This window comes from Streptomyces sp. NPDC004051 (assembly GCF_053604275.1).
The window spans coordinates 16940-35970 of sequence record NZ_JBSGHG010000046.1; the positions used below are offsets into that span (position 1 = coordinate 16940).

General features: G+C 72.1%; 18 protein-coding genes. 6 read left to right on the forward strand and 12 right to left on the reverse strand.

What is annotated here, in order from left to right; translation table 11 throughout:
* The first annotated feature begins 33 nt into the window (after positions 1-33).
* A complete protein-coding gene (locus ACWEQO_RS31040; RefSeq protein WP_452986028.1) occupies positions 34-1089 on the forward strand; it encodes an LLM class flavin-dependent oxidoreductase in 1056 nt (351 codons plus the stop codon).
* A gap of 42 nt (positions 1090-1131) precedes the next feature.
* Here ACWEQO_RS31040 and ACWEQO_RS31045 read toward each other — a convergent pair whose 3' ends face one another.
* The 6 genes from ACWEQO_RS31045 to ACWEQO_RS31070 all read right to left on the reverse strand — a co-directional run bounded on the left by ACWEQO_RS31045 (position 1132) and on the right by ACWEQO_RS31070 (position 7474).
* Positions 1132-2169 (reverse strand): PRC and DUF2382 domain-containing protein, encoded by a 1038-nt coding sequence (locus ACWEQO_RS31045; protein WP_361460265.1) that lies wholly within the window; start codon positions 2167-2169, stop codon positions 1132-1134.
* Between the two features lie 104 nt (positions 2170-2273).
* Complete coding sequence (locus tag ACWEQO_RS31050) at positions 2274-3098, reverse strand: lysophospholipid acyltransferase family protein (protein ID WP_361460266.1); 825 nt, start codon at positions 3096-3098, stop codon at positions 2274-2276.
* On the reverse strand, positions 3098-3877 hold the full coding sequence (locus ACWEQO_RS31055; protein ID WP_361460268.1) for a GNAT family N-acetyltransferase: 780 nt from the start codon (positions 3875-3877) through the stop codon (positions 3098-3100). The genes ACWEQO_RS31050 and ACWEQO_RS31055 overlap by 1 nt, the downstream gene beginning before the upstream one ends.
* Positions 3878-4096: 219 nt before the next feature.
* Positions 4097-4846 (reverse strand): succinate dehydrogenase/fumarate reductase iron-sulfur subunit, encoded by a 750-nt coding sequence (locus tag ACWEQO_RS31060; protein ID WP_361460270.1) that lies wholly within the window; start codon positions 4844-4846, stop codon positions 4097-4099.
* Positions 4843-6801, reverse strand: coding sequence for a fumarate reductase/succinate dehydrogenase flavoprotein subunit (locus ACWEQO_RS31065; RefSeq protein WP_452986029.1), 1959 nt, complete (start codon positions 6799-6801; stop codon positions 4843-4845). Before ACWEQO_RS31065 ends, ACWEQO_RS31060 begins: the two co-directional genes overlap by 4 nt.
* A 1-nt stretch (position 6802) precedes the next feature.
* A complete protein-coding gene (locus ACWEQO_RS31070; protein ID WP_361460310.1) occupies positions 6803-7474 on the reverse strand; it encodes a succinate dehydrogenase in 672 nt (223 codons plus the stop codon).
* A 131-nt stretch (positions 7475-7605) separates the two neighbouring features.
* On the opposite strand from ACWEQO_RS31070, the gene ACWEQO_RS31075 reads away from it, so the two are divergent.
* The gene (locus ACWEQO_RS31075) at positions 7606-8490 is read left to right on the forward strand and encodes a LysR family transcriptional regulator (protein ID WP_361460274.1); all 885 of its coding nucleotides are present in this window, start codon (positions 7606-7608) and stop codon (positions 8488-8490) included.
* A gap of 213 nt (positions 8491-8703) precedes the next feature.
* Here the strand turns inward: ACWEQO_RS31075 and ACWEQO_RS31080 are convergent, their stop codons facing one another.
* The 3 genes from ACWEQO_RS31080 to ACWEQO_RS31090 form a co-directional block, all read right to left on the reverse strand.
* Positions 8704-10848 (reverse strand): putative bifunctional diguanylate cyclase/phosphodiesterase, encoded by a 2145-nt coding sequence (locus ACWEQO_RS31080; RefSeq protein WP_452986030.1) that lies wholly within the window; start codon positions 10846-10848, stop codon positions 8704-8706.
* Positions 10845-11657: an SAM-dependent methyltransferase gene (locus tag ACWEQO_RS31085; protein ID WP_361460278.1), complete on the reverse strand. Its 813-nt coding sequence runs from the start codon at positions 11655-11657 to the stop codon at positions 10845-10847. Before ACWEQO_RS31085 ends, ACWEQO_RS31080 begins: the two co-directional genes overlap by 4 nt.
* 322 nt (positions 11658-11979) lie before the next feature.
* A complete protein-coding gene (locus ACWEQO_RS31090) occupies positions 11980-12903 on the reverse strand; it encodes an SCO0930 family lipoprotein (RefSeq protein WP_361460279.1) in 924 nt (307 codons plus the stop codon).
* A 783-nt stretch (positions 12904-13686) separates the two neighbouring features.
* Between ACWEQO_RS31090 and ACWEQO_RS31095 the strand changes: the two genes are divergently transcribed.
* Both ACWEQO_RS31095 and ACWEQO_RS31100 read left to right on the forward strand, forming a co-directional pair.
* Positions 13687-13818 (forward strand): hypothetical protein, encoded by a 132-nt coding sequence (locus ACWEQO_RS31095; RefSeq protein WP_361460280.1) that lies wholly within the window; start codon positions 13687-13689, stop codon positions 13816-13818.
* 44 nt (positions 13819-13862) lie between these two features.
* A complete protein-coding gene (locus ACWEQO_RS31100; protein ID WP_361460281.1) occupies positions 13863-14627 on the forward strand; it encodes a bestrophin-like domain in 765 nt (254 codons plus the stop codon).
* A 400-nt stretch (positions 14628-15027) separates the two neighbouring features.
* Here ACWEQO_RS31100 and ACWEQO_RS31105 read toward each other — a convergent pair whose 3' ends face one another.
* Positions 15028-15525: a hypothetical protein gene (locus tag ACWEQO_RS31105; protein WP_361460282.1), complete on the reverse strand. Its 498-nt coding sequence runs from the start codon at positions 15523-15525 to the stop codon at positions 15028-15030.
* A gap of 332 nt (positions 15526-15857) precedes the next feature.
* Between ACWEQO_RS31105 and ACWEQO_RS31110 the strand changes: the two genes are divergently transcribed.
* Positions 15858-16526, forward strand: coding sequence for a class F sortase (locus tag ACWEQO_RS31110; RefSeq protein WP_361460284.1), 669 nt, complete (start codon positions 15858-15860; stop codon positions 16524-16526).
* Positions 16527-16565: 39 nt separating this feature from the next.
* Here the strand turns inward: ACWEQO_RS31110 and ACWEQO_RS31115 are convergent, their stop codons facing one another.
* Both ACWEQO_RS31115 and ACWEQO_RS31120 read right to left on the reverse strand, forming a co-directional pair.
* Positions 16566-17411: a polysaccharide deacetylase family protein gene (locus tag ACWEQO_RS31115; RefSeq protein ID WP_452986031.1), complete on the reverse strand. Its 846-nt coding sequence runs from the start codon at positions 17409-17411 to the stop codon at positions 16566-16568.
* Between the two features lie 234 nt (positions 17412-17645).
* Entirely contained in the window at positions 17646-18461 is an 816-nt protein-coding gene (locus tag ACWEQO_RS31120) for an alpha/beta fold hydrolase (RefSeq protein WP_452986032.1), read from the reverse strand.
* A gap of 120 nt (positions 18462-18581) precedes the next feature.
* Here ACWEQO_RS31120 and ACWEQO_RS31125 point away from each other — a divergent pair, with 120 nt between their 5' ends.
* Positions 18582-19016, forward strand: a complete 435-nt coding sequence (locus ACWEQO_RS31125; RefSeq protein WP_452986040.1) for a MarR family winged helix-turn-helix transcriptional regulator — start codon at positions 18582-18584, stop codon at positions 19014-19016.
* Positions 19017-19031: the final 15 nt, after the last annotated feature.

A 19031-nucleotide genomic window follows, 5' to 3' on the forward strand; every position in this document is an offset into this window, starting at 1 on the left:
GAATGCGGTGGCGGGCCGGGTGTTGAACCAGGTGTGACCCCGCTGATCGCCCGTACCCGCTTCTCCGTCCTCGACCGGTCCCGCATCCGCGAGGGGCACACCGGTCCCGAGGCGCTGCGTGACACCGTGCGGCTGGCGCGGGAGGTGGAGCGGCTCGGCTACCACCGGTTCTGGGTCTCCGAGCACCACGGGGTGCCCGGGGTGGCCGGTTCCGCGCCGACGGTGCTGGCCGCCGCCGTCGCCGCGGCGACCGGGACGATCCGCGTGGGCACCGGCGGGGTCATGCTGCCCAACCATCAACCGCTCGTCGTGGCGGAGCAGTTCGGGGTGCTGGAGTCGCTCTTCCCGGGGCGGGTGGACATGGGCCTGGGCCGCTCGGTCGGCTTCACCGACGGGGTGCGCAGGGCTCTGGGCCGCGGCAGGGACGACGCCGAGGACTTCGGCGCCCAGATCGACGAGCTGCTCGGCTGGTTCCGCGGCACCTCCCCCACCGGGGTGCGCGCCCGTCCGGCCGAGGGGTTGGCCGTGCCCCCGTTCGTGCTCGCCATGGGCGAGGGGGCGGCGATCGCCGCCCGCGCGGGCCTGCCGATGGTCATCGGCGACCTGCGCGGCCGCGACCGGATGCGCCGCGGCATCGACGACTACCGCGCGCGGTTCCGCCCGTCCGAGTGGGCGAGCGAGCCGTACGTGGTGATCTCCGGCACGGTCGCCGTGGCCGGCACGTCCGAACAGGCCCGCCGGCTGCTGGTTCCGGAGGCCTGGTCGATGGCGCACTCCCGCACCCGCGGCACCTTCCCGCCGCTGCCGCCCGCCGAGCGCGTCGATGCGCTCTCCATGACGGCCAAGGAGCGCGACCTGTACGAGTCCGGGCTCAGGGGCCACATCGCCGGCACCGAGGAGCAGGTGGCCGACGAACTGGAGAGGGTGCTGGAGGAGACGGGCGCACAGGAGGTCCTGGTCACCACCAGCACCCACGACCGTACGGCCCTGCTGGACTCCTACCGGCGGCTCGCCGCCGTCGCCGGTCTTCCGGGGGCGGACGGCGGCGCGCGGCACCCGGATCCGGACGGCGGCGCGGCGCGCCGGTGAGCCGGTGAGCCGCCTCACCGGCGCGCACGCGGTTCGGTCCGGTCAGCCGCGGCCGCGCCGCGGAACGTCGCGACCCCGCCGGGTCGTGTCGTCGCTCCGCAGGGTGTCGTCCGGCACTCCCTCGCTCTCGATGCGCTCCTTGCGGACCCGGCCGCGCACGGTCTCGTTCTCGGTGTGCTCCTCCATGGTCAGCCGTACCCGTTCCACGGGCACCGCCCGGGTCTCCACGACGGGGCGCTCCTCGTGCAGGATGACCTCGTAGTCGGCCTCGCCGATCTCGGCGCCGGAGAGCGCGGCCGCGCGGTCGGCCTCCGTGATGGGCTCGCGCACCACGTGCACCTCCTCGTGGCGCACCGGCACGATCTTCTCGACCTCCTCCGTCACGACGTACTTGCGCAGCCTGGCCCGTCCGGTCTCGCGTCGCTCGACGCGGACGTGCATCTCCTCCTCCATGCGCGTCATGGAGTCGGCGCCCGGCCCGCCGCGTGCGGCGGTCCGGCCGGTCTTCCCGGTCGTCGCCGACGTTCCCGCGGCGCCGGCCGTCGCCGTGCCCGCCGTGTTCGCCGTGCGGGCTGTTCCAGCGGCACCCGGTGTCCCCGTCCTGCCCGGCATCCCGGCTTTTCCGGTCGTTCCCGCCGTCCCGGCCGCGCCCGCCGCGCCGGCGGCACCCGCCGCGCCGGCCGTTCCCGCCTTGCCCATGCCGGGGTGCCGGTCGCCGCGGCCCTCGCCGGAGCGCTCGGTGTCGTCGCGCAGCACACCGCTCCAGTCGATGCCGTAGTACTCGTACAGCCGGTGTTCCTCCGACTCCGACAGGTGGCCCTGTGCGTCGACGTCGACGTCGGGTGCGCCCTTGACCTTCTCCTTGAGGTACGGGACTTCGAGGTGGTCCTCCACCAGTTCGGCGTCGCGGATGGGGATGAACGACTCGTTGGAGCCGAACATGCCCGTCCTGACGCTCACCCACTCGGGGCGGCCGCTCATGTCGTCGAAGAAGACGTGCTTGGCCTCACCGATCTTGTTGCCCTCGCCGTCGTAGACGGGGTGATCCAGGAGGATCTTGACCTCATCGCGGGTGATCATCTGGCCTCACCCTCCTTTCAGGGTGTCACTCCCGTCCGGATGTCCTCATCAACACCATGGAAACTTCACGTAAGGGATAAAACGCACTTAATTTTCGGCAGCGCTCACTTCTGGTGCCCCCGCCGCACGTCCTCGACCGGATGTTCCCGCCCGGGGCCGCCGGCCGGCGGCTGCGCGGCGGCGGCCAGGGCGCGGCGGTCGGCGTGGGTGCCCGGCGGGATCGCGGCCCGTATCTCGACCTCGGCGGTCAGACCGCGGGCCGAGACCACCCGCCACAGGGACGCGAGCAGGGTGTCGTCGCCGACGAAGGCCGCGGCGGTGGCCGGCGTCCCGTGCGCGCTCCGGTAGTGGATGCGGACCGGCTGGACCGGGGCCCCGGCGTCCAGTGCCGCCTGGAAGACGGCCCGGCGGAAGGAGCCCTGCCGTCGGCCGCACCAGGTGCTGCCCTCGGGGAAGGCGGCGACCGCCGCGCCCTCGCGCAGCGCCCCGGCGATCCGGGCGACCGTGTCCGGCAGGGCGCGCAGACGGTCGCGGTCGATGAACAGGACGCCGGCGCGTCCGGCCAGCGGCCCGGCCACCGGCCATCGCCGTATCTCGGTCTTGGCCAGCATCCGGGCCGGGCGGACCGCGCTCAGCAGCGGTACGTCGAGCCAGGAGATGTGGTTGGCGACGAGGAGCAGCCCGCCGGTGGGCGGGGCGGCGCCGGTGACCCGGACCCGGACCCCGGCGGCCCGCACGGTCCACCGGCACCAGCGGCCCACCAGCCCTGCCGGGATCCACCGTCCGGCCGGCAGCAGCGCCGCCCCGGCGAGGACCAGGAGGGCGACCGCCGTCAGCCGCAGCACCGCCCTGGGTACGGCCGATGCGGCCCCCGTCGGCTCCACACAGCCGCTCGGGGTGCAGGGCGCGGCGGGCAGCCAGACGCTCATCAGGCCGGTACGAGGGAGAGGAAGTGCCGCAGGTAGCGCGGGTTCACCCGGTCCATCGGCAGCAGGACGTACAGGTCGGCGACGCCGAAGTCGACGTCGTGCGCGGGCTCGCCGCAGACCCAGGCGCCGAGCCGGAGGTAGCCGCGCAGCAGGGCGGGCAACTCGGTGCGGGCCGCGGGCGCCGCGAGGGCCCCGGGGTTCGTCGGCCACGGGAGCAGGGGGCGCACGCGGTACTCCTCGGGGGCGAGGTGCCCGCCCCGCACCCGGTCCCAGGCGGCGGAGGCGAGCGCGCCGCCGTCGGCGAGCGGTATGGAGCAGCAGCCCGCCAGCCATGTGTGCCCCCGGTCGACCATGTAGCGGGCGATGCCGGCCCAGATGAGGCCGATGACCGCGCCGTCGCGGTGGTCGGGGTGCACGCAGGAGCGGCCGACCTCGACGAGGCCCGGCCGGATCGGGTCGAGCGCGCCGAGGTCGAACTCGCTCTCGGCGTACAGGCGCCCGGCGACCGCGGCACGCTCCGGCGGCAGCAGCCGGTAGGTGCCGACGACCTGGCCGCTCACCTCCTCGCGCACGAGCAGGTGGTCGCAGTAGGCGTCGAAGGGGTCGACGTCCAGGCCCGGCTGGGGGGTGGACAGCAGGGCGCCCAGCTCACCGGCGAAGACGTCGTGCCGCAGCCGCTGGGCGGCGCGCACGTCCTCCTCGTCGCGGGCGAGGGTGACGGTGTAACGGGTGGGCGCCGCGGGCTTCGCGGGGTGGTCTGCGGTCAGCACGCCGGTCATGGCTCTCTCCTGGTCACGCGCCGGAGCGGGAAAAAAAGGGGGACTCCCCTTGTTTCTGCCTGTGCCGGTTGGCGTGCACGTGACCTGAGCCGGGAGCGCGGATGTGGGGATGCTGAATGCCGGGCGTCACCCGGACGGCAGACGGGACCGGGGATGAGCACCACTCCCGGCCCCGCCCGTCCGCCCCCTGGCGAACGTTCTCCCCTGCCCGCCCGGCGGCTACCGTCCGGTTCCCTTGCGCGTGGCCCGCAGCCACTCCTTGTTCATCCCGGTGATGGAGGTCAGCGGGATGCCCTTCGGGCAGGCGGTGGCGCACTCGCCGGCGAGGGTGCAGCCGCCGAACCCCTCCTCGTCCATCTGCGCCACCATGTCGAGCACCCGGGTCTCACGCTCGGGCGCGCCCTGCGGCAGCACGTTGAGATGGTTGATCTTCGCCGAGGTGAAGAGCATCGCCGCGCCGTTCGGGCAGGCCGCGACGCAGGCGCCGCAGCCGATGCACTCGGCGTGCTCGAAGGCGAAGTCCGCGTCCGGCTTCGGCACCGGCGTGGCGTGCGCCTCGGGCGCGGAGCCGGTGGGGACGCTGACGTAGCCGCCGGCCTGGATGATCCGGTCGAACGCCGACCGGTCCACCACGAGGTCCTTCACCACCGGGAAGGCCGACGCCCGCCACGGCTCGATGTCGATGGTGTCGCCGTCCTTGAAGGACCGCATGTGCAGCTGGCAGGTGGTAGTGCGCTCGGGGCCGTGGGCGTCGCCGTTGATGACCAGCGAGCAGGCGCCGCAGATGCCCTCACGGCAGTCGTGGTCGAAGGCGACGGGGTCCTCGCCCTTGAGGGTGAGTTCCTCGTTGAGGGTGTCGAGCATCTCCAGGAAGGACATGTCGGGCGAGATGCCGTCCACCTCGTACGTGGACATGGCGCCGTCGGCATCGGCGTTCTTCTGCCGCCAGACGCGCAGGGTGAGCTTCATGCGTAGCTCCGCTGAGTGGGGTGGACGTACTCGAAGACCAGGTCTTCCTTGTGCAGGGTGGGGGCTTCGCCGGTGCCGGTGAACTCCCAGGCGGCCGCGTAGGAGAACTCCTCGTCCTTGCGGGCCGCCTCGCCCTCGGGGCTCTGGGACTCCTCGCGGAAGTGGCCGCCGCAGGACTCGGAGCGGTGCAGCGCGTCGAGGCACATCAGCTCGGCGAGCTCCAGGTAGTCGACGATGCGGTTGGCCCGCTCCAGCGACTGGTTGAACTCCTCGCCGGTGCCGGGCACCTTGATCCGCCGCCAGAACTCCTCACGGATCTGCGGGATGCGTTCCAGCGCCTTGCGCAGGCCCGCCTCGGTACGGGCCATGCCGCAGAACTCCCACATGAGTTCGCCGAGTTCGCGGTGGAAGGAGTCGGGGGTGCGGTCGCCGTCCACGGACAGCAGCAGGTTGAGCCGGTCCTCGGTCTCGGCCAGCACCTCCTGCACCGCCGGGTGGCCGGCGTCGACCTCGTCCTTGTGCGGGTTGCGGGCGAGGTAGTCGTTGATGGTGGAGGGGAGGACGAAGTAGCCGTCCGCCAGTCCCTGCATCAGCGCGGAGGCGCCGAGGCGGTTGGCGCCGTGGTCGGAGAAGTTGGCCTCACCGATGGCGAACAGGCCGGGGACGGTGGTCTGGAGGTCGTAGTCGACCCACAGGCCGCCCATCGTGTAGTGCACCGCGGGGTAGATCCGCATCGGCACCCGGTACGGGTCCTCGTCGGTGATCCGCTGGTACATGTCGAAGAGGTTGCCGTACTTGGCCTCCACCGCCGCCCGCCCCATGCGCTCGATGGCGTCGGCGAAGTCCAGGTAGACGCCCTGGCCGCCGGGGCCGACGCCCCGGCCCTCGTCGCAGACGTTCTTCGCGGCGCGGGAGGCGATGTCACGGGGGACGAGGTTGCCGAAGGACGGGTAGATGCGCTCCAGGTAGTAGTCGCGCTCGTCCTCGGGGATCTCGTTCGGCGGGCGGTCGTCGCCCTTCGCCTTCGGCACCCAGATGCGGCCGTCGTTGCGCAGCGACTCGCTCATCAGCGTCAGCTTGGACTGGTGGTCGCCGGTGCGCGGGATGCAGGTGGGGTGGATCTGGGTGAAGCAGGGGTTGGCGAAGTACGCGCCGCGCCGGTGCGCCCGCCAGACGGCGGTCGCGTTGGAGTTCATGGCGTTCGTCGACAGGTAGAAGACGTTGCCGTAGCCGCCGGTCGCGAGGACGACGGCGTCGGCGAAGTAGGTCTCGATCTTCCCGGTGATCAGGTCCCGGGCGACGATCCCGCGCGCCCGCCCGTCGACGACGACGAGGTCGAGCATCTCGGTGCGCGGGTGCATCTCCACGTTCCCGGCGGCGATCTGCCGGGACAGCGCCTGGTAGGCGCCGAGGAGGAGCTGCTGGCCCGTCTGGCCGCGGGCGTAGAAGGTGCGGGAGACCTGGACGCCGCCGAAGGAGCGGGTGTCGAGCAGACCGCCGTACTCGCGGGCGAACGGCACGCCCTGGGCCACGCACTGGTCGATGATCTCCACGGAGATCTGCGCGAGGCGGTGGACGTTGGACTCGCGGGCCCGGAAGTCGCCGCCCTTGACGGTGTCGTAGAAGAGGCGGTGGACGGAGTCGCCGTCGTTGCGGTAGTTCTTCGCCGCGTTGATGCCGCCCTGCGCGGCGATGGAGTGGGCCCGGCGCGGGGAGTCCGTGTAGCAGAACTGGATGACGCGGTAACCCTGTTCGGCGAGCGTGGCCCCGGCCGCGCCGCCGGCCAGGCCGGTCCCGACGACGATGACGGTCTGCTTGCGCCGGTTGGCGGGGTTGACCAGCTTGGCCTCGAAGCGGCGGGTGTCCCAGCGCTCGTGGATCGGCCCGGACGGGGCCTTGGTGTCGGCGACCGGCTCACCGGTCGTGTACTCGGTGTAGACAGCGTAGGCGGTCATTTCAGCTCACCACTCCGGTCATGACGCCCACGGGGACGGCGACGAAGCCGACCGTGAGCAGCAGCGCGAGGACGTTGGCGGCGGCCTTGAGCACGCGGTCGCGGGTGCGGCTGCCGACGCCGAGGGTCTGGGCGGCGCTCCAGAAGCCGTGCCGGACGTGCATTCCGAGGGCGAGCACCGCGACGATGTAGATGACGTTCCCGTACCAGGTGGAGAAGGTGTCCACGACGTTCTGGTAGGGCTTGCCCGTCTCGAAACCGCCGGGGTGCACGGTGCCGGTGGTCAGGTCGAGGATGTGCCAGACGATGAAGAGGCCGAGGATGATCCCGCCCCAGCGCATGGTGCGCGTGGCGTAACTGGCCCGCGCCTTCTTGTGGACGTACTTGCTGGGGCGCGCCTTGATGTCGCGGCGGCTGAGCTGGTACGCGGAGACGGCGTGGGCGACGACCGCGACGACGAGCACGACCCGGACCAGCCACAGCGCCCACTCGTGGTGCAGGAGGGGCTCGCCCAGGGTGCGCAGCCAGTGTGCGTACTCGTTGAACTCGGCGGCCCCGAAGTAGATCTTCAGGTTGCCGATCATGTGGGCGACCAGGTAGAGCAGCATGATCAGGCCGCTGACGGCCATCACTGTCTTCTTGCCGACGGTCGAGTCCCACACGGTGCGCGCCATGGACGGCCGTCGGTCCGTCCGCGTTGCCAGAGCCATGCCACAAGACGCTAGGGCCGAAGAGCCCCATCGGTCCAAGACATGGTCTGCCTCGTTTCCATAGCCTTCACCTATGGAAGGTCTACAGTGGTCCCATGCAGTTCCAGCAGCTCCAGTATTTCGTGGCGGTCGCCGAGACCCGGCACTTCACCCGGGCCGCCGAAATGGTCCATGTCGCGCAGCCCTCCCTCTCGCAGCAGATCAAGACGCTGGAGCGGGAGCTGGGGGCGGACCTGTTCCTGCGGGCGCGCGGCAACATCACGCTCACCGACGCCGGCGAGGCGCTGCTGCCGCTGGCGCGGCGCATCCTGGCCGACGCCGACACGGCCCGGCACGAGGTGCAGGAGCTGGTGCAGCTGCGCAGCGGCCGGGTACGGCTGGGGGCGACGCCGAGCCTGTGCACCGGTCTGCTGCCGGACGTGCTGCGCGCCTTCCACGACCGCTATCCGGGCGTCCGGCTGCTGGTCGAGGAGAGCGGCTCCCACGACCTGGTGCGGGAGCTGGCCCGCGGTGCGCTCGACCTGGCCCTGGTCGTCCTGCCCCTGCCGACCCCCTCCCCCGCCCTTACCACGGTGGAGCTGCTGCGCGAGGACCTGGTGGTGGTGTCCTCCCCCGACGCCTCTCAGCCCGGCCGGGGCCGGCGCACCGTGCGCGTCGCCGATCTGGAGGGCGAGCGGCTGGTGATGTTCCGGCACGGCTACGACCTGCGGGAGCTGACCGTGGCCGCGTGCCGCGCGGAGGGCTTCGAACCGGACTTCGCGGTGGAGGGCGGGGAGATGGACGCCGTGCTGGGCTTCGTGCGGGCGGGGCTGGGCGTCGCCGTGGTGCCCCGCATGGTCGCCGCGCGGTCCGGGCAGGGCCTGCGGGTCACCCCCCTGGCCCGTCCCGGCCTCCACCGCACCATCGCCCTGGCCCACCGCAGCGACGTGGCGCCGCCGCGCGCGGCCCGGGAACTGCAGCGGATGCTGCTGGAGCGGTGAGCCCGCCGGCCGGGTGCCGTCCCGCAGCCCACCGCCCCGCGGCCGCAACCCGGCACCCGGCCCCGGTACCGCTCCGCACGGGGCGCACCCGCGGTACCCGCGGTACCCGCTGCGCGTCGAACCCGCGCCGGGCAGCACGAGCCGGGGTCCGGTGCGGTGGGCCCGGTGCGGTGGGTCCGGGGCTCGGCCACCGGCCTGCCGCGGCCGTCGGGGTCAGCCCGTCGCGTCGGCCAGGGCCAGGTCGTGCAGGCGTTCCGGAGGTCCGGGGCGGGCGTAGTACCAGCCCTGCGCCGTGTCGCAGCCCAGTACGCGGAGCTGCTCGGCCTGCGCTCCGGTCTCCACCCCCTCCACCGTGACGGCGAGGTCGAGGCTGTGGGCCAGGGAGACGATCCCCTGGACGATCTTGAGGTCGACCGGGTCGGCCGGGTACTGCTGCATGCTCTGGGTGAAGGAACGGTCCAGTTTGAGGATGCTCACCGGGAGGCGGCGCAGGTTGGCGAGGTTGGAGTAGCCGGTGCCGAAGTCGTCCAGGGCGATGTCCACGCCCATCTCCGCCAGCCGCCGCAGCGGCTTCAGCAGGTCGTCGTCCGCGCCGATCAGCGCCGACTCGGTCACCTCCAGGCACAGTGCGTCCGGCTCGACACCGGTGCGCTCCAGGATGTCGACGGTGTCCTGGACCAGGCCGGGGTGGGTGAGCTGGCAGGGCGAGAGGTTCACGTTGATGCGCAGCGGGCCGAGCGCCTCCGCCCCGCCGTGCCGCTCCTGCCAGGCGCGGGCCTGGCGCACCGACTGCTCGAGCACCCAGCGGCCCAGCGGGACGATCAGCCCGGTGTGCTCGGCGAGCGGGATGAACCGGTCCGGGGACAGCACACCGTGCTGCGGGTGCAGCCAGCGCACCAGTGCCTCGGCGCCCCGGACGCTGCCGTCGCCGAGGTGGACCAGCGGCTGGTACTCGATGAAGAACTCGCCCCGTTCCAGGGCCGCGGGCAGTGCCGTGGTGAGTCCGTGCCGGGTGATGGCGCGGGCGTCGGACTCCGGATCGGCCAGTTCGAAGCGGTTGCCGCCCGCCGACTTGGCCCGGTACATGGTGATGTCGGCGCTGCGCAGCACCTCCGCCGGGCTGCGTTCCCCGGCCGGCCCCTCGACGACGCCGATGCTGCCGCGCACGGTCAGGTCGCGGCCGTCGACGCCGATGGGGGCGAGCAGCGCGCTCATGATGCGGGTGGCGAGTTCGTCGACCGTGCGCTCGGTGTCGGGGCCCGTGGTCAGCGCCACGAACTCGTCGCCGCCGAGCCGGGCGACCATCTCGCCGGGCGCGGTGGCACAGGACTGGAGCCGGTCGGCGACCTCGACGAGCAGCCGGTCGCCGGCCGCGTGTCCGAGACTGTCGTTGACGGTCTTGAAGCCGTCCAGGTCGAGGTAGCACAGACCGAAGCGCTGTCCGGGGCCGGCGCTGAGCGCCTTCTCCAGCCGCTCGAAGAAGAAGGTGCGGTTGGGCAGACCGGTGAGCGCGTCGTGGGTGGCCTCGTAGCGCAGCCGGAGGTTGAGCAGCCGCCGCTCGGTGGTGTCCTCCATCAGGGCGAGCTGGTACTGCGGTTCACCGTCGGCGTCGCGCAGCAGGGACACCGTCAGATTGGTCCACAGGACCGTTCCGTCGGGCCGGTGGAACGCCTTCTCGAGGTGGTAGTGCTCACGGTCGCCGCGGACCAGTTCGTCGTAGAGGTTCCAGGTCTGCGGGGCGTCGTCGGGGTGTGTCCACTCCCTGACGTTGCGGCTGCGCAGGCCCTGCTCGGACAGGCCGAACATGCGCCGCAGGGCGCCGTTGACCTGCAGGACGTTGCCGTCGAGGTCGGCGATGCCGATTCCTATCGCCGCGCCTTCGAAGACCGCGCGGAACCGGGCCTCGGTGGCGTGCAGGGCCTGCGCCACCGCGCCCTGCGCCTTCAGCGCGGCCTGGGCGACGGCCTCCTGCTCGGCCAGCGTCCGCTTCCGCAGCGCCCGCGCGAAACCGGCGGCCATGGCGTGTTGCAGTCTGGCGCTGCGCGCCCGCAGGTCCTCGTGGTCGCCGTCCCCGCCGCAGTACAGGACGAGGTAGGCGTCCACGCAGTCCAGGGTCCGGCTGAGCGCCTCCGGGTCGGTGCAGTGCACCCGGATCAGGGCGGCTCCGACCGCCTGACCGGCGTCCGGATCGAAGGCCCTGGCCAGCAGCGCTTCACTCAACCGCCGGGCCAGCGGCAGCAGTTGCTTCTCGAACTCGGGCCGGGTCGACGACGTCGAGGTCACCGGGAAGACCGCCCGGCTCCAGATCGTCGCGAACCGGCGCAGTCTGTCCTCCGGCCCGTCCGGCTCCGCGCTCACGCGGTACGCCCCACGCCCGCGAGTCCGGAGAGCTCGTAGGGATCCTCGTCCTCCGGTGCGGTGTCCGGCCGCCACCGCGGCATCGGCACCAGTCCGGGTTGCACCATGTCGTACCCCTCGAAGAACCGCGTGATCTCCTCACGCGAGCGCATGATCAACGGGTTGCGGATGTCCTTGTACACGTCCACCGCGCCACCGGCCCGCTCCGGAGGCAGGGGGATTCCCTCGTACGAGGCATGGGTGAGGATCAGCATACTGCCGGGCGCGAGGGCCTCACGCAGTTCGGCCACCGCCGCGTACGGGTCGTCCGCGTCCTCCACGAAGTGCAGTACGGCGACGAGCAGCAGCGCCACCGGCCGGTCCAGGTCGATCAGGCGCCCCACCTCGGAACTCGCCAGGATGTCCTGGGGCTTTCGGAGGTCCCCGGCGACCACGCCCGCGCCGTCGTCGCCCTCGAGGACGGCCTGGCTGTGCGCGACGGCCACCGGGTCGTGGTCGACGTAGACCACCCGCGTGCCGGGAGCGGCCGCCTGTGCCACCTCGTGGACGTTGCCGAACGTCGGGATGCCGGAGCCGATGTCCAGGAACTGGGTGACGCCCTCGCCGACCGCGAACCGTACCGCCCGGCGCAGGAATGCCCTGTTCGCCTGCATGACCTTGGGCAGTCCCGGCATGAACTCCATGGCCCTGCGGGCTGCTTCCCGGTCGACCTCGAAGTTGTGCGAACCGCCCAGGTAGTAGTCGTACATCCGGGAAACACTGGGCACCGTGATGTCGATGCTCCGTGGGGCCCAGGCGGGACGCTCCATGTATCTCTCCACAGCGTAGGCGATCCGGTGTTCGAGCCGAGGCTACTGATCGCCCGCCAAGGGAGCGACCCCAAACGGAAATTGACCGTCCGTTCCCGGTCACTGCCAGTGGCACATACCGCATTGTCGCCCGTAAAGAACGTCACGAAAGGTACCTGCGGCGTCCCGGAGAGTTCCGACGTGCGGTGAAACGCGGGGAGAAGGCCGCCGAAATTTCCACGAGTTCCGGTGAATCACAGCAAAACGGTCCGCCCCTCCGTGCGGCGCGGAGGGGCGGACCGGGACCGGCGGCGCCGAAGTGGACGACGCCCTGGGGAGGCTGCTACTTCTCCGGCGCGCCGACCGGCTTCCCGTCGGGGCGCACGGCGTACCAGGTGCCGCCGACGCCCTGGCCGTTGGTGTCACCCGGGGCCTTGTCGCCGGCGAAGGTGTAGATCGGCCAGCAGTAGATCGTCTGCTGCTCGGCACCGTTGTCCGGGCGGGTGAACTTCATGTAGTTCTTCTTCACGATGCCCTTGGTGTCGTTGATGTCGACCGGCGCCACCACCGGCCACTTCTCCAGGCACGCGCCGGTGCAGGCGGAGACCGGCTTCGGCCAGGCCTCGTCCTTCGTGAAGCGGTAGACCGTCATGCCGTTCTTGTCGACGACGATCTCACCGAGCTCGGGGTCCTTGCGGGTGGACAGACCGGGCAGGTCGGCCGCCTGCGCCTTCTTGCCCTCGGGGGTCAGCCCGAACCACTTGCCGCCCACGCCCTGGCCCTTGACGTCACCGGCGTTGACGTCCTTGACGTAGCGGTAGGCGGGCCAGCCGTCGACGGTGAGCTGCTTGGAACCGTCCGCCCGGGTGACTTCCCCCAGCAGTGACGCGTCGATGCCCTTGCCGGCCTTGGCGTCGTCGGCGAGCACCGGGGGCCAGGTCTTGGCGCAGTCGCCTTCACAGTTGGACTTGGGGGGCTGTGCGGTGTCCTGGTCGAAGCGGTAGAGCGTGAGCCCGAGTTCGTCCGTCACCAGCTCGCCGAGTTCGGCGTTGGTGGAGACACCCAGCGTGCCCACGCCGCCGACGGGGGCCTCGGACGCCTCTGCGCCGGCCCCCGTGTCGATGCCCCCGAGGTCGCCGGGCACGGCCGAGGCGCCGACGTTCTGACTGCTGGCCGGCGGCGCGGTGTCCTGACCGCACGCCGTCGTCAGTGTCAGCACCGCCGCGGCGCTCACCACCAGTGAGGCGGTCCGCCAGGAGGTCTTCATCTCAACTCCAGAATCATCGCAAGGGTGTTGCAGCGCCCTGCTGCGCCGCCGCTCGACGTGGAGTACGCATGAAGGCACCTGCTGTGTTCAACGGCGGCCCATATTTCTTCCGGAACCCGTACTTCCGCCCCGATCCGCCCGCACAGCCCTGCCGTATCGCACACCAGTACGCCTTTTCCTGGAGGGTGATCAGCCTGGACCAATCGCAAGATGACGGATTTAACTCCATCGGGCTATTCATCCGGAGCCCGCGCGTGTCCCGTGCCGCCCCGGCTCATGATCTCCGTCGTGCAAGGACTCGTACCGACCCGATCCGCGCTCGCCGCACGCGCGCTGGCGACGGCGACGCTGGCCTGGGCACTCGTCGGCGCCCCTGGCGCGGCGACGGCCGACGCCTGCGCCTACGCCTCGACGGGCCCGGGGGGAACGGAGGCGGTGGCGGTCGCCGGCAGCATGCCCTGGCCGCTGCCCCCGCCCTGTTCACCCCCCGCCCCGCCGCCGCCCACCCCCACACCCACGCCCCCTCCACCGCCACCCGAACCCACGCCGACCCCGCCGCCCCCCGCTCCCCCGCCCCCGCCGCCTTCTCCGGTTCCTCCGACACCGAAGCCCACCCCCACGGCGAAGCCCGAACCACCGCCTCCGCCACCTCCGCGACGGGCCCGCCCCGCGCCACCGCCCGCCCGTCCGGCCCCCACGCCCACTCCTCCCACTCCCACGCCGCGCCCCTCGCCTCCCCCGGCCCCCTCGGCCACCCCCACGCCGTCTCCGTCCGCGACGCCCGTGCGCTACCCGCGGTACCGGGCGGCGCCCCCGGTCAAACGGCCTTCCGGCGGCGCCACGTCGCCCCTCACCTTCGTCCTGCTCATCACCACGCCCGCCGTGGTCGCCGTCGCCGCGCTGCGGCCCCGCTGAACCCGAACGCCCGCACAGGGCCCGTCCCGCCGTGGAGGCACCTCTTGCCGGAATGGCTTGTTCTCACCCTCGCGATGCTGGCCGTCTGCGTCGTGGTGGTCGCCATCACTCTCGTACGTCACCGCACGGCCGCCGACGACGAGGACCCCAGCGAGACCCCTGACGTCATCGAGTACATGACGATGTGGATCGGCGTGGTGTACGCCATCGTCCTGGGTCTGGCCATCGCCGGCGTCTGGGAGGGCCGCGGCGCGGCGCAGGAGCACGTGCGGGCGGAGGCGGTGGCTCTGCACGAGATCTCGGAGCGGGTGCGGATCTATCCGGCCGACGTCCGTGACCGCATTCGGGAGGACGTCAACGCCTATGTCGGACACGTCGTCACCACCGAGTGGCGTGTCATGGCCGACGACGGCCGGGTCACCGAACGCGGGACGGACCTCCTCGACCGGGTCCGCCGGGACGTCACCGACTACGAACCGCGGACGGACTTCGAGGCGCAGGCCTATCAGCCGCTCGTCGACCAGGTGTCCGCCGCCGACCAGGCGCGCGCCGCGCGGGCGGAGTCGACCGGGGAGACCATGCCGGGCGTGGTGTGGTTCGGGCTGATCGCCGGGGCCGTCATCACCATCGGAATGATCTTCGCGCTGCAGATCCGCCGCACCGGCCGGGAACTGGTCCTCGCCGGACTGTTCTCCGCGCTGATCGCCTTCCTGCTCTTTCTGATCTGGGACTTCGACGCGCCCTTCAGCCGGGGTCTCGCCGCTTCGGCCGATCCGTTCCTTCTCCTGTTCCCCCACGCCGGAGGCTGACGGGGCGCCCACCACGGCACCCCCCGCGGGGACGTGCGTCACGCCGTGCGCGTCCCCCGGCCGCCGTAACGCGGTTCCCCCGCGCGGCCCACGGCGGTACCCCGTTCGCGCGACTGAGATCGCGCGAGCCGGTGCGGCTTTCTAGCGTTTCGCACGTCGAGGCGTGTTTCGTACGTCGAGACGCGTTTCCGGCGCCGGCGGAACAGGTCCGCCGCCGCGCCTCGGGACCCGGAGGACTCGCCATGCACGCGATACGCGTCGCTCCCGCCGCGACGGCACGGAGGACGGCTCCGTCCGGCGGGATCTCACGACTTCAGGGCTGTGCCCCGGACCCGGACGGGATCCGGGGCACAGCCCTGAAGTCACACGTGCGGGAAACGGCCTCCGGGAGGGCTGGGACTCAGATCTGCCTCTCGGCACGGCGGCGCATCCAGAAGACACCGCCGGCGGCGACCGCGGCGGTCACCAGTCCGCCGCCGATGGCGATGTCGGTCGGGGTCGCCCCGGCGGTGCTGCTGCCGCCGAGGCCGCCGCGGACCCCGCCGAGGACGGTGAAGGCGGCCGGCCGGGTCAGGCTCCGGCCGGAGCAGTGCACGGTGATGTCGTACGAGCCGGCGCGCGCGTCGAAGTCGACGGTGGCGATGCCCTTCACGGTGTCGCCTCCCCCGTGGAGGGGCCTCAGTTCGGTCCGCGGGAAGGCGTTGGACGTCGCGTGGCCGCCGTCGAGGCAGCCGTCGACGGTGATGGTCAACTGGCCGCCGCGGGCGATGACGCTGGGCAGGGCGACGATGTTGGACGGGCCGGCGGCCCGGCCACCGTCCGCCACGGCGACCGGGGCGGCGAGCCCGAGGACGGCGACCGCGGCGCCCGCGGACGCCAGGGCACGTGACTTGCGCATGTGATCCTCCGCGGAAGGCGCCCCGGGGCCGGTCCCCGGTCGATCGGCGAGAAAGCGCCTCCCGGCAAAACCCTCAGTTGCACTGCCCCGGCGCGCATTTCGGCAATGGTCCGTACCGGTGAGACATCGTCCGCGCGCATTCACGCATTCGGATATCACCGCAGGTCACGGAGTGTCAGAAGATCTCCGTTCGGCGGAACCCCGGATGGCGCACCGATGGCGGCACCGCCACCCGTTCGCCTTTCTCCCGTCGCCGGTCACGCGCGCGGCACTTAGCGTTTCTGCCATGCGCGAGTGACGCGGCGACGGCCGTGTCGAGAGGGGAAAAGCGAATGTCTGCTTTCGAGCCGGCGGAAATCGAAGAGGAGGCACGGCGGAAGAAGCGTGCTCCGTGGGGCGTGATAGCGCTGGTTCTGCTCACCGGCCTCGCGCTCATCCGGAACGGTTCGGGGGAGTTCGACGCGGGGCCGCCGCAACCCGCCGTGGCGGCCTCCACCGGCAGCCGGGCGCCCGGTGACACCGCGGGCAGCCCGGTGGCACCGCTGCCGTACTCGGTGCCGGGCCGGGTCAGGATTCCGACGATCCAGGTCGACGCGCCGGTCATGGCGGTGGGTCTGGACGCGGAGGGCTGGATCGACGCGCCACCGCCCGAGGACCCCAATCTGGCGGGCTGGTTCACCGGCGGCGTCACTCCCGGGGAGAAGGGCACGGCGGTCGTGGTCGGGCATGTCGACAACCACCAGGGGCCGGCCGTCTTCTACGGGCTCGGCGCGCTGCAGAAGGGCCAGCACGTGGAGATCGCGCGCAAGGACGGGAAGACCGCGGATTTCGAGATCTACGGCGTCGAGGTCTTCGCGAAGAACGACTTTCCCGGTGACCGGGTCTACAACTCGAAAGGCACGTCGGAATTGCGGGTCATCACCTGCGGAGGCGGTTTCACCCAGCAGAACGGTTACGACGGCAACGTCGTCGTCTTCGCCCGGCTGGCCGCGGTCCGCTGAGCGGGCCCCGCCCGAGCCGGGCGGGGCGCCCGTCCGGTGTCAGGTGTACTGCCGGCGGGGCACGGTGACCCGGTAGCCGGAGTCCAGCAGTCCGGGCAGGTACTCACGCAGCGCCCGCACGCTCTGGGACCGGTCGCCCCCGGCGTCGTGCGAGAGCACCACGGCGCCGGGGGCGGCGCCGTTCCTCACCCGGTCGACGATGACGCGGGTGCCCGGGGAGGTCCAGTCGAGGGTGTCGACGGTCCAGGCGAGCGGCTCCATGCCGAGTTCGGCGCCGAGCCGGAACGCGGCGCGGTTCCAGGCCCCGTAGGGCGCGCGGAACCACTGGGGGCGCTCGCCGTACCCGTCCTCGATGACATCGCTGGTGCGTTCCATCTCGGAGCGGATCCCGCTCCGGGAGAGAGTGGTGAGCAGGGGGTGGGACCAGGTGTGGTTGCCGACGACATGCCCCTCGTCGGACATACGGGCCAGCAGGCCCTTGTGGTAGGAGGCCATTTCCCCGCACACGAAGAACATCGCCCGTACGTCGTACGCGGCGAGCGTGTCGAGGATGTCCGGGGTGTAGCGGGGGTCGGGTCCGTCGTCGAAGGTCAGCACCATGGCACGGCCCTGTCCGGACAGGCGCAGCAGGGGTGCGCTCCGCACCTGGGCCCTGCGGGGCACGCTCCTCGGCGAGCCGTAGCCGGTGAGGGGCCTGAGGCGGTACGCGGAGGGTTTGAGGGGGCGGCCGGCGGCCAGGCTTCCGGCGGCGGGCGGGGCGGGGCCTGCCGCCTCGGTGCCGGCGCCCGTCATGAGGACCCCGGCCGTGCCGGCCGCCCCCACGACGGCGGCGCCGGCGCCGGCGAGCAGCACTCGGCGCCGGGTGAGCAACTGATCCTTCTGCATGACTCATCAGTCGCCCCCCGAGGAACGGGCGCCTCTCGGTGGCACCGGTCCGGCGGGACGATTCCACCCGCTCGGCCCAGCCCCCGCCGGCACCGGGTTTCGACAGCCTCTGCACCGTGCCGGAACAGCTCTCCACACGGCTCGAACGGGGCACCGGCGGACCGGAGGTGATCGTGGTCGAAGCGGACGGCTCCGGCTCCTTCCCGCGCGCGGAGTTCCCCACGTTCCGCGGTGTCAGAGGGTGCGCAGGAAGTCGAGGAGGATCGCGTTGAAGACCTCGGGCTGTTCCATGCACGCGTAGTGTCCCGCGCCCTCGACGGTGGCGGCGCGGCCGTCGCGCACCTCGTGGACGAGACGTTCCGCCGCCGCGGTCAGGTCGGCGGGTTCGAGCGAGCCGTTGACCGCGAGCACCGGCACGTCGATCGTCGGCACGCGGTCCCAGGTGCCGGTGACGGGGACGCGCAGGTCCTTCTCGTCCGGGGTGTGCTTGGAGATCGTGTGCAGCGCCATCTCCCGCAGTCGGCGCGGGATGTCCGGGTCGACGCCGTCGGAGCCGCGGTGCTCGCCCGGCGCGACCCGCACGAAGGCGTTCAGCCAGCCCTCGACGTCCCCGGCGCCCAGGGTGCGGGCGAACTCGGCCTGGATTCGGCGGGACCACGGATCGGTGTACTCGAACTCGCTGGTGGCCGCCCCGCAGACGACGACCGCGCGGACCAGCTCCGGGTGTTCGAGGACGGTGTCGGTCGCGATGGCTCCGCCCATCGACACGCCGACCAGGACCGCGGGCCCCGCGTCGAGGTGGCGCAGCAGGGCGGCGAGGTCGTCCGCCCAGCGGAAGGGCTGGGTGGCGTTGGCGGAGGAGCCGTGGCCGCGCACGTCGGGGGCGATCACCCGGTGGTGGGCGGCGAGGGCCGGGATCTGGTCCGCGAAGAGCCGGTGGTCGACGAAGCCGGAGTGGAGCAGGACGACCGGGTCTCCCGTGCCGCTGTCGTGGTAGGCGAGGTCGCCGTCGGAGGAGGTGAAGCAGCGGAGTTCCGCAACCGTATTCATGACAACCAAGGTGTCACTTCCGGCGGAATTTGACAACCACAGTGTCATGATGAGGGGGTGAACAACACTGGGAACGGCACCGACAGGCCCCTTTCACCCGAGGAACTCGGCCCGCGCCTGATGGAGGTGTTCGACCTGATCGGCCCGCTGTACCGGCGGGTGCAGCGGGCCGTGGAACAGGGCCCACAGGGAGCACAGGGCGAGCAGGCCCTGTCCGTCGGCGTACGCGCCGTGCTGGACCTGCTGCACAAGCACGGTCCGATGACCGTGCCCCAGATGGGCCGCGCGCAGACGATCAGCCGTCAGTTCGTGCAGCGCATGGTCAACGACGCCGTGGCGCGGGACCTGGTGGAGAGCATCCCCAACCCCGCCCACCGGCGCTCCTCGCTGATCCGGCTCACCGAGGAGGGCCGGGCGGCGATCGCGGCCGTCGTCGCCCGGGAGCACGCCGTGCTGCGGGAGGTCGGCGGCGACCTCACGGACGCCGACGTACGGACCTGCGTGCGGGTCCTCGCGCAGATGCTGACGCTGTTCGACGGTGTGGACGTGAACTGACCGCCGCCTCGGCGG

What these genes read in the sequence shown, in the direction of transcription:
- ACWEQO_RS31045 (WP_361460265.1), bottom strand. Translation starts at nt 2,169, where the DNA reads ATGATCACCCGCGATGAGGTCAAGATCCTCCTGGATCACCCCGTCTAC.
- ACWEQO_RS31050 (WP_361460266.1), bottom strand. Translation starts at nt 3,098, where the DNA reads ATGAGCGTCTGGCTGCCCGCCGCGCCCTGCACCCCGAGCGGCTGTGTG.
- ACWEQO_RS31055 (WP_361460268.1), bottom strand. Translation starts at nt 3,877, where the DNA reads ATGACCGGCGTGCTGACCGCAGACCACCCCGCGAAGCCCGCGGCGCCC.
- ACWEQO_RS31060 (WP_361460270.1), bottom strand. Translation starts at nt 4,846, where the DNA reads ATGAAGCTCACCCTGCGCGTCTGGCGGCAGAAGAACGCCGATGCCGAC.
- ACWEQO_RS31065 (WP_452986029.1), bottom strand. Translation starts at nt 6,801, where the DNA reads ATGACCGCCTACGCTGTCTACACCGAGTACACGACCGGTGAGCCGGTC.
- ACWEQO_RS31070 (WP_361460310.1), bottom strand. Translation starts at nt 7,474, where the DNA reads ATGGCGCGCACCGTGTGGGACTCGACCGTCGGCAAGAAGACAGTGATG.
- ACWEQO_RS31075 (WP_361460274.1), top strand. Translation starts at nt 7,606, where the DNA reads ATGCAGTTCCAGCAGCTCCAGTATTTCGTGGCGGTCGCCGAGACCCGG.
- ACWEQO_RS31085 (WP_361460278.1), bottom strand. Translation starts at nt 11,657, where the DNA reads ATGGAGCGTCCCGCCTGGGCCCCACGGAGCATCGACATCACGGTGCCC.
- ACWEQO_RS31090 (WP_361460279.1), bottom strand. Translation starts at nt 12,903, where the DNA reads ATGAAGACCTCCTGGCGGACCGCCTCACTGGTGGTGAGCGCCGCGGCG.
- ACWEQO_RS31105 (WP_361460282.1), bottom strand. Translation starts at nt 15,525, where the DNA reads ATGCGCAAGTCACGTGCCCTGGCGTCCGCGGGCGCCGCGGTCGCCGTC.
- ACWEQO_RS31110 (WP_361460284.1), top strand. Translation starts at nt 15,858, where the DNA reads ATGTCTGCTTTCGAGCCGGCGGAAATCGAAGAGGAGGCACGGCGGAAG.
- ACWEQO_RS31115 (WP_452986031.1), bottom strand. Translation starts at nt 17,411, where the DNA reads ATGCAGAAGGATCAGTTGCTCACCCGGCGCCGAGTGCTGCTCGCCGGC.
- ACWEQO_RS31120 (WP_452986032.1), bottom strand. Translation starts at nt 18,461, where the DNA reads ATGAATACGGTTGCGGAACTCCGCTGCTTCACCTCCTCCGACGGCGAC.
- ACWEQO_RS31125 (WP_452986040.1), top strand. Translation starts at nt 18,582, where the DNA reads ATGGAGGTGTTCGACCTGATCGGCCCGCTGTACCGGCGGGTGCAGCGG.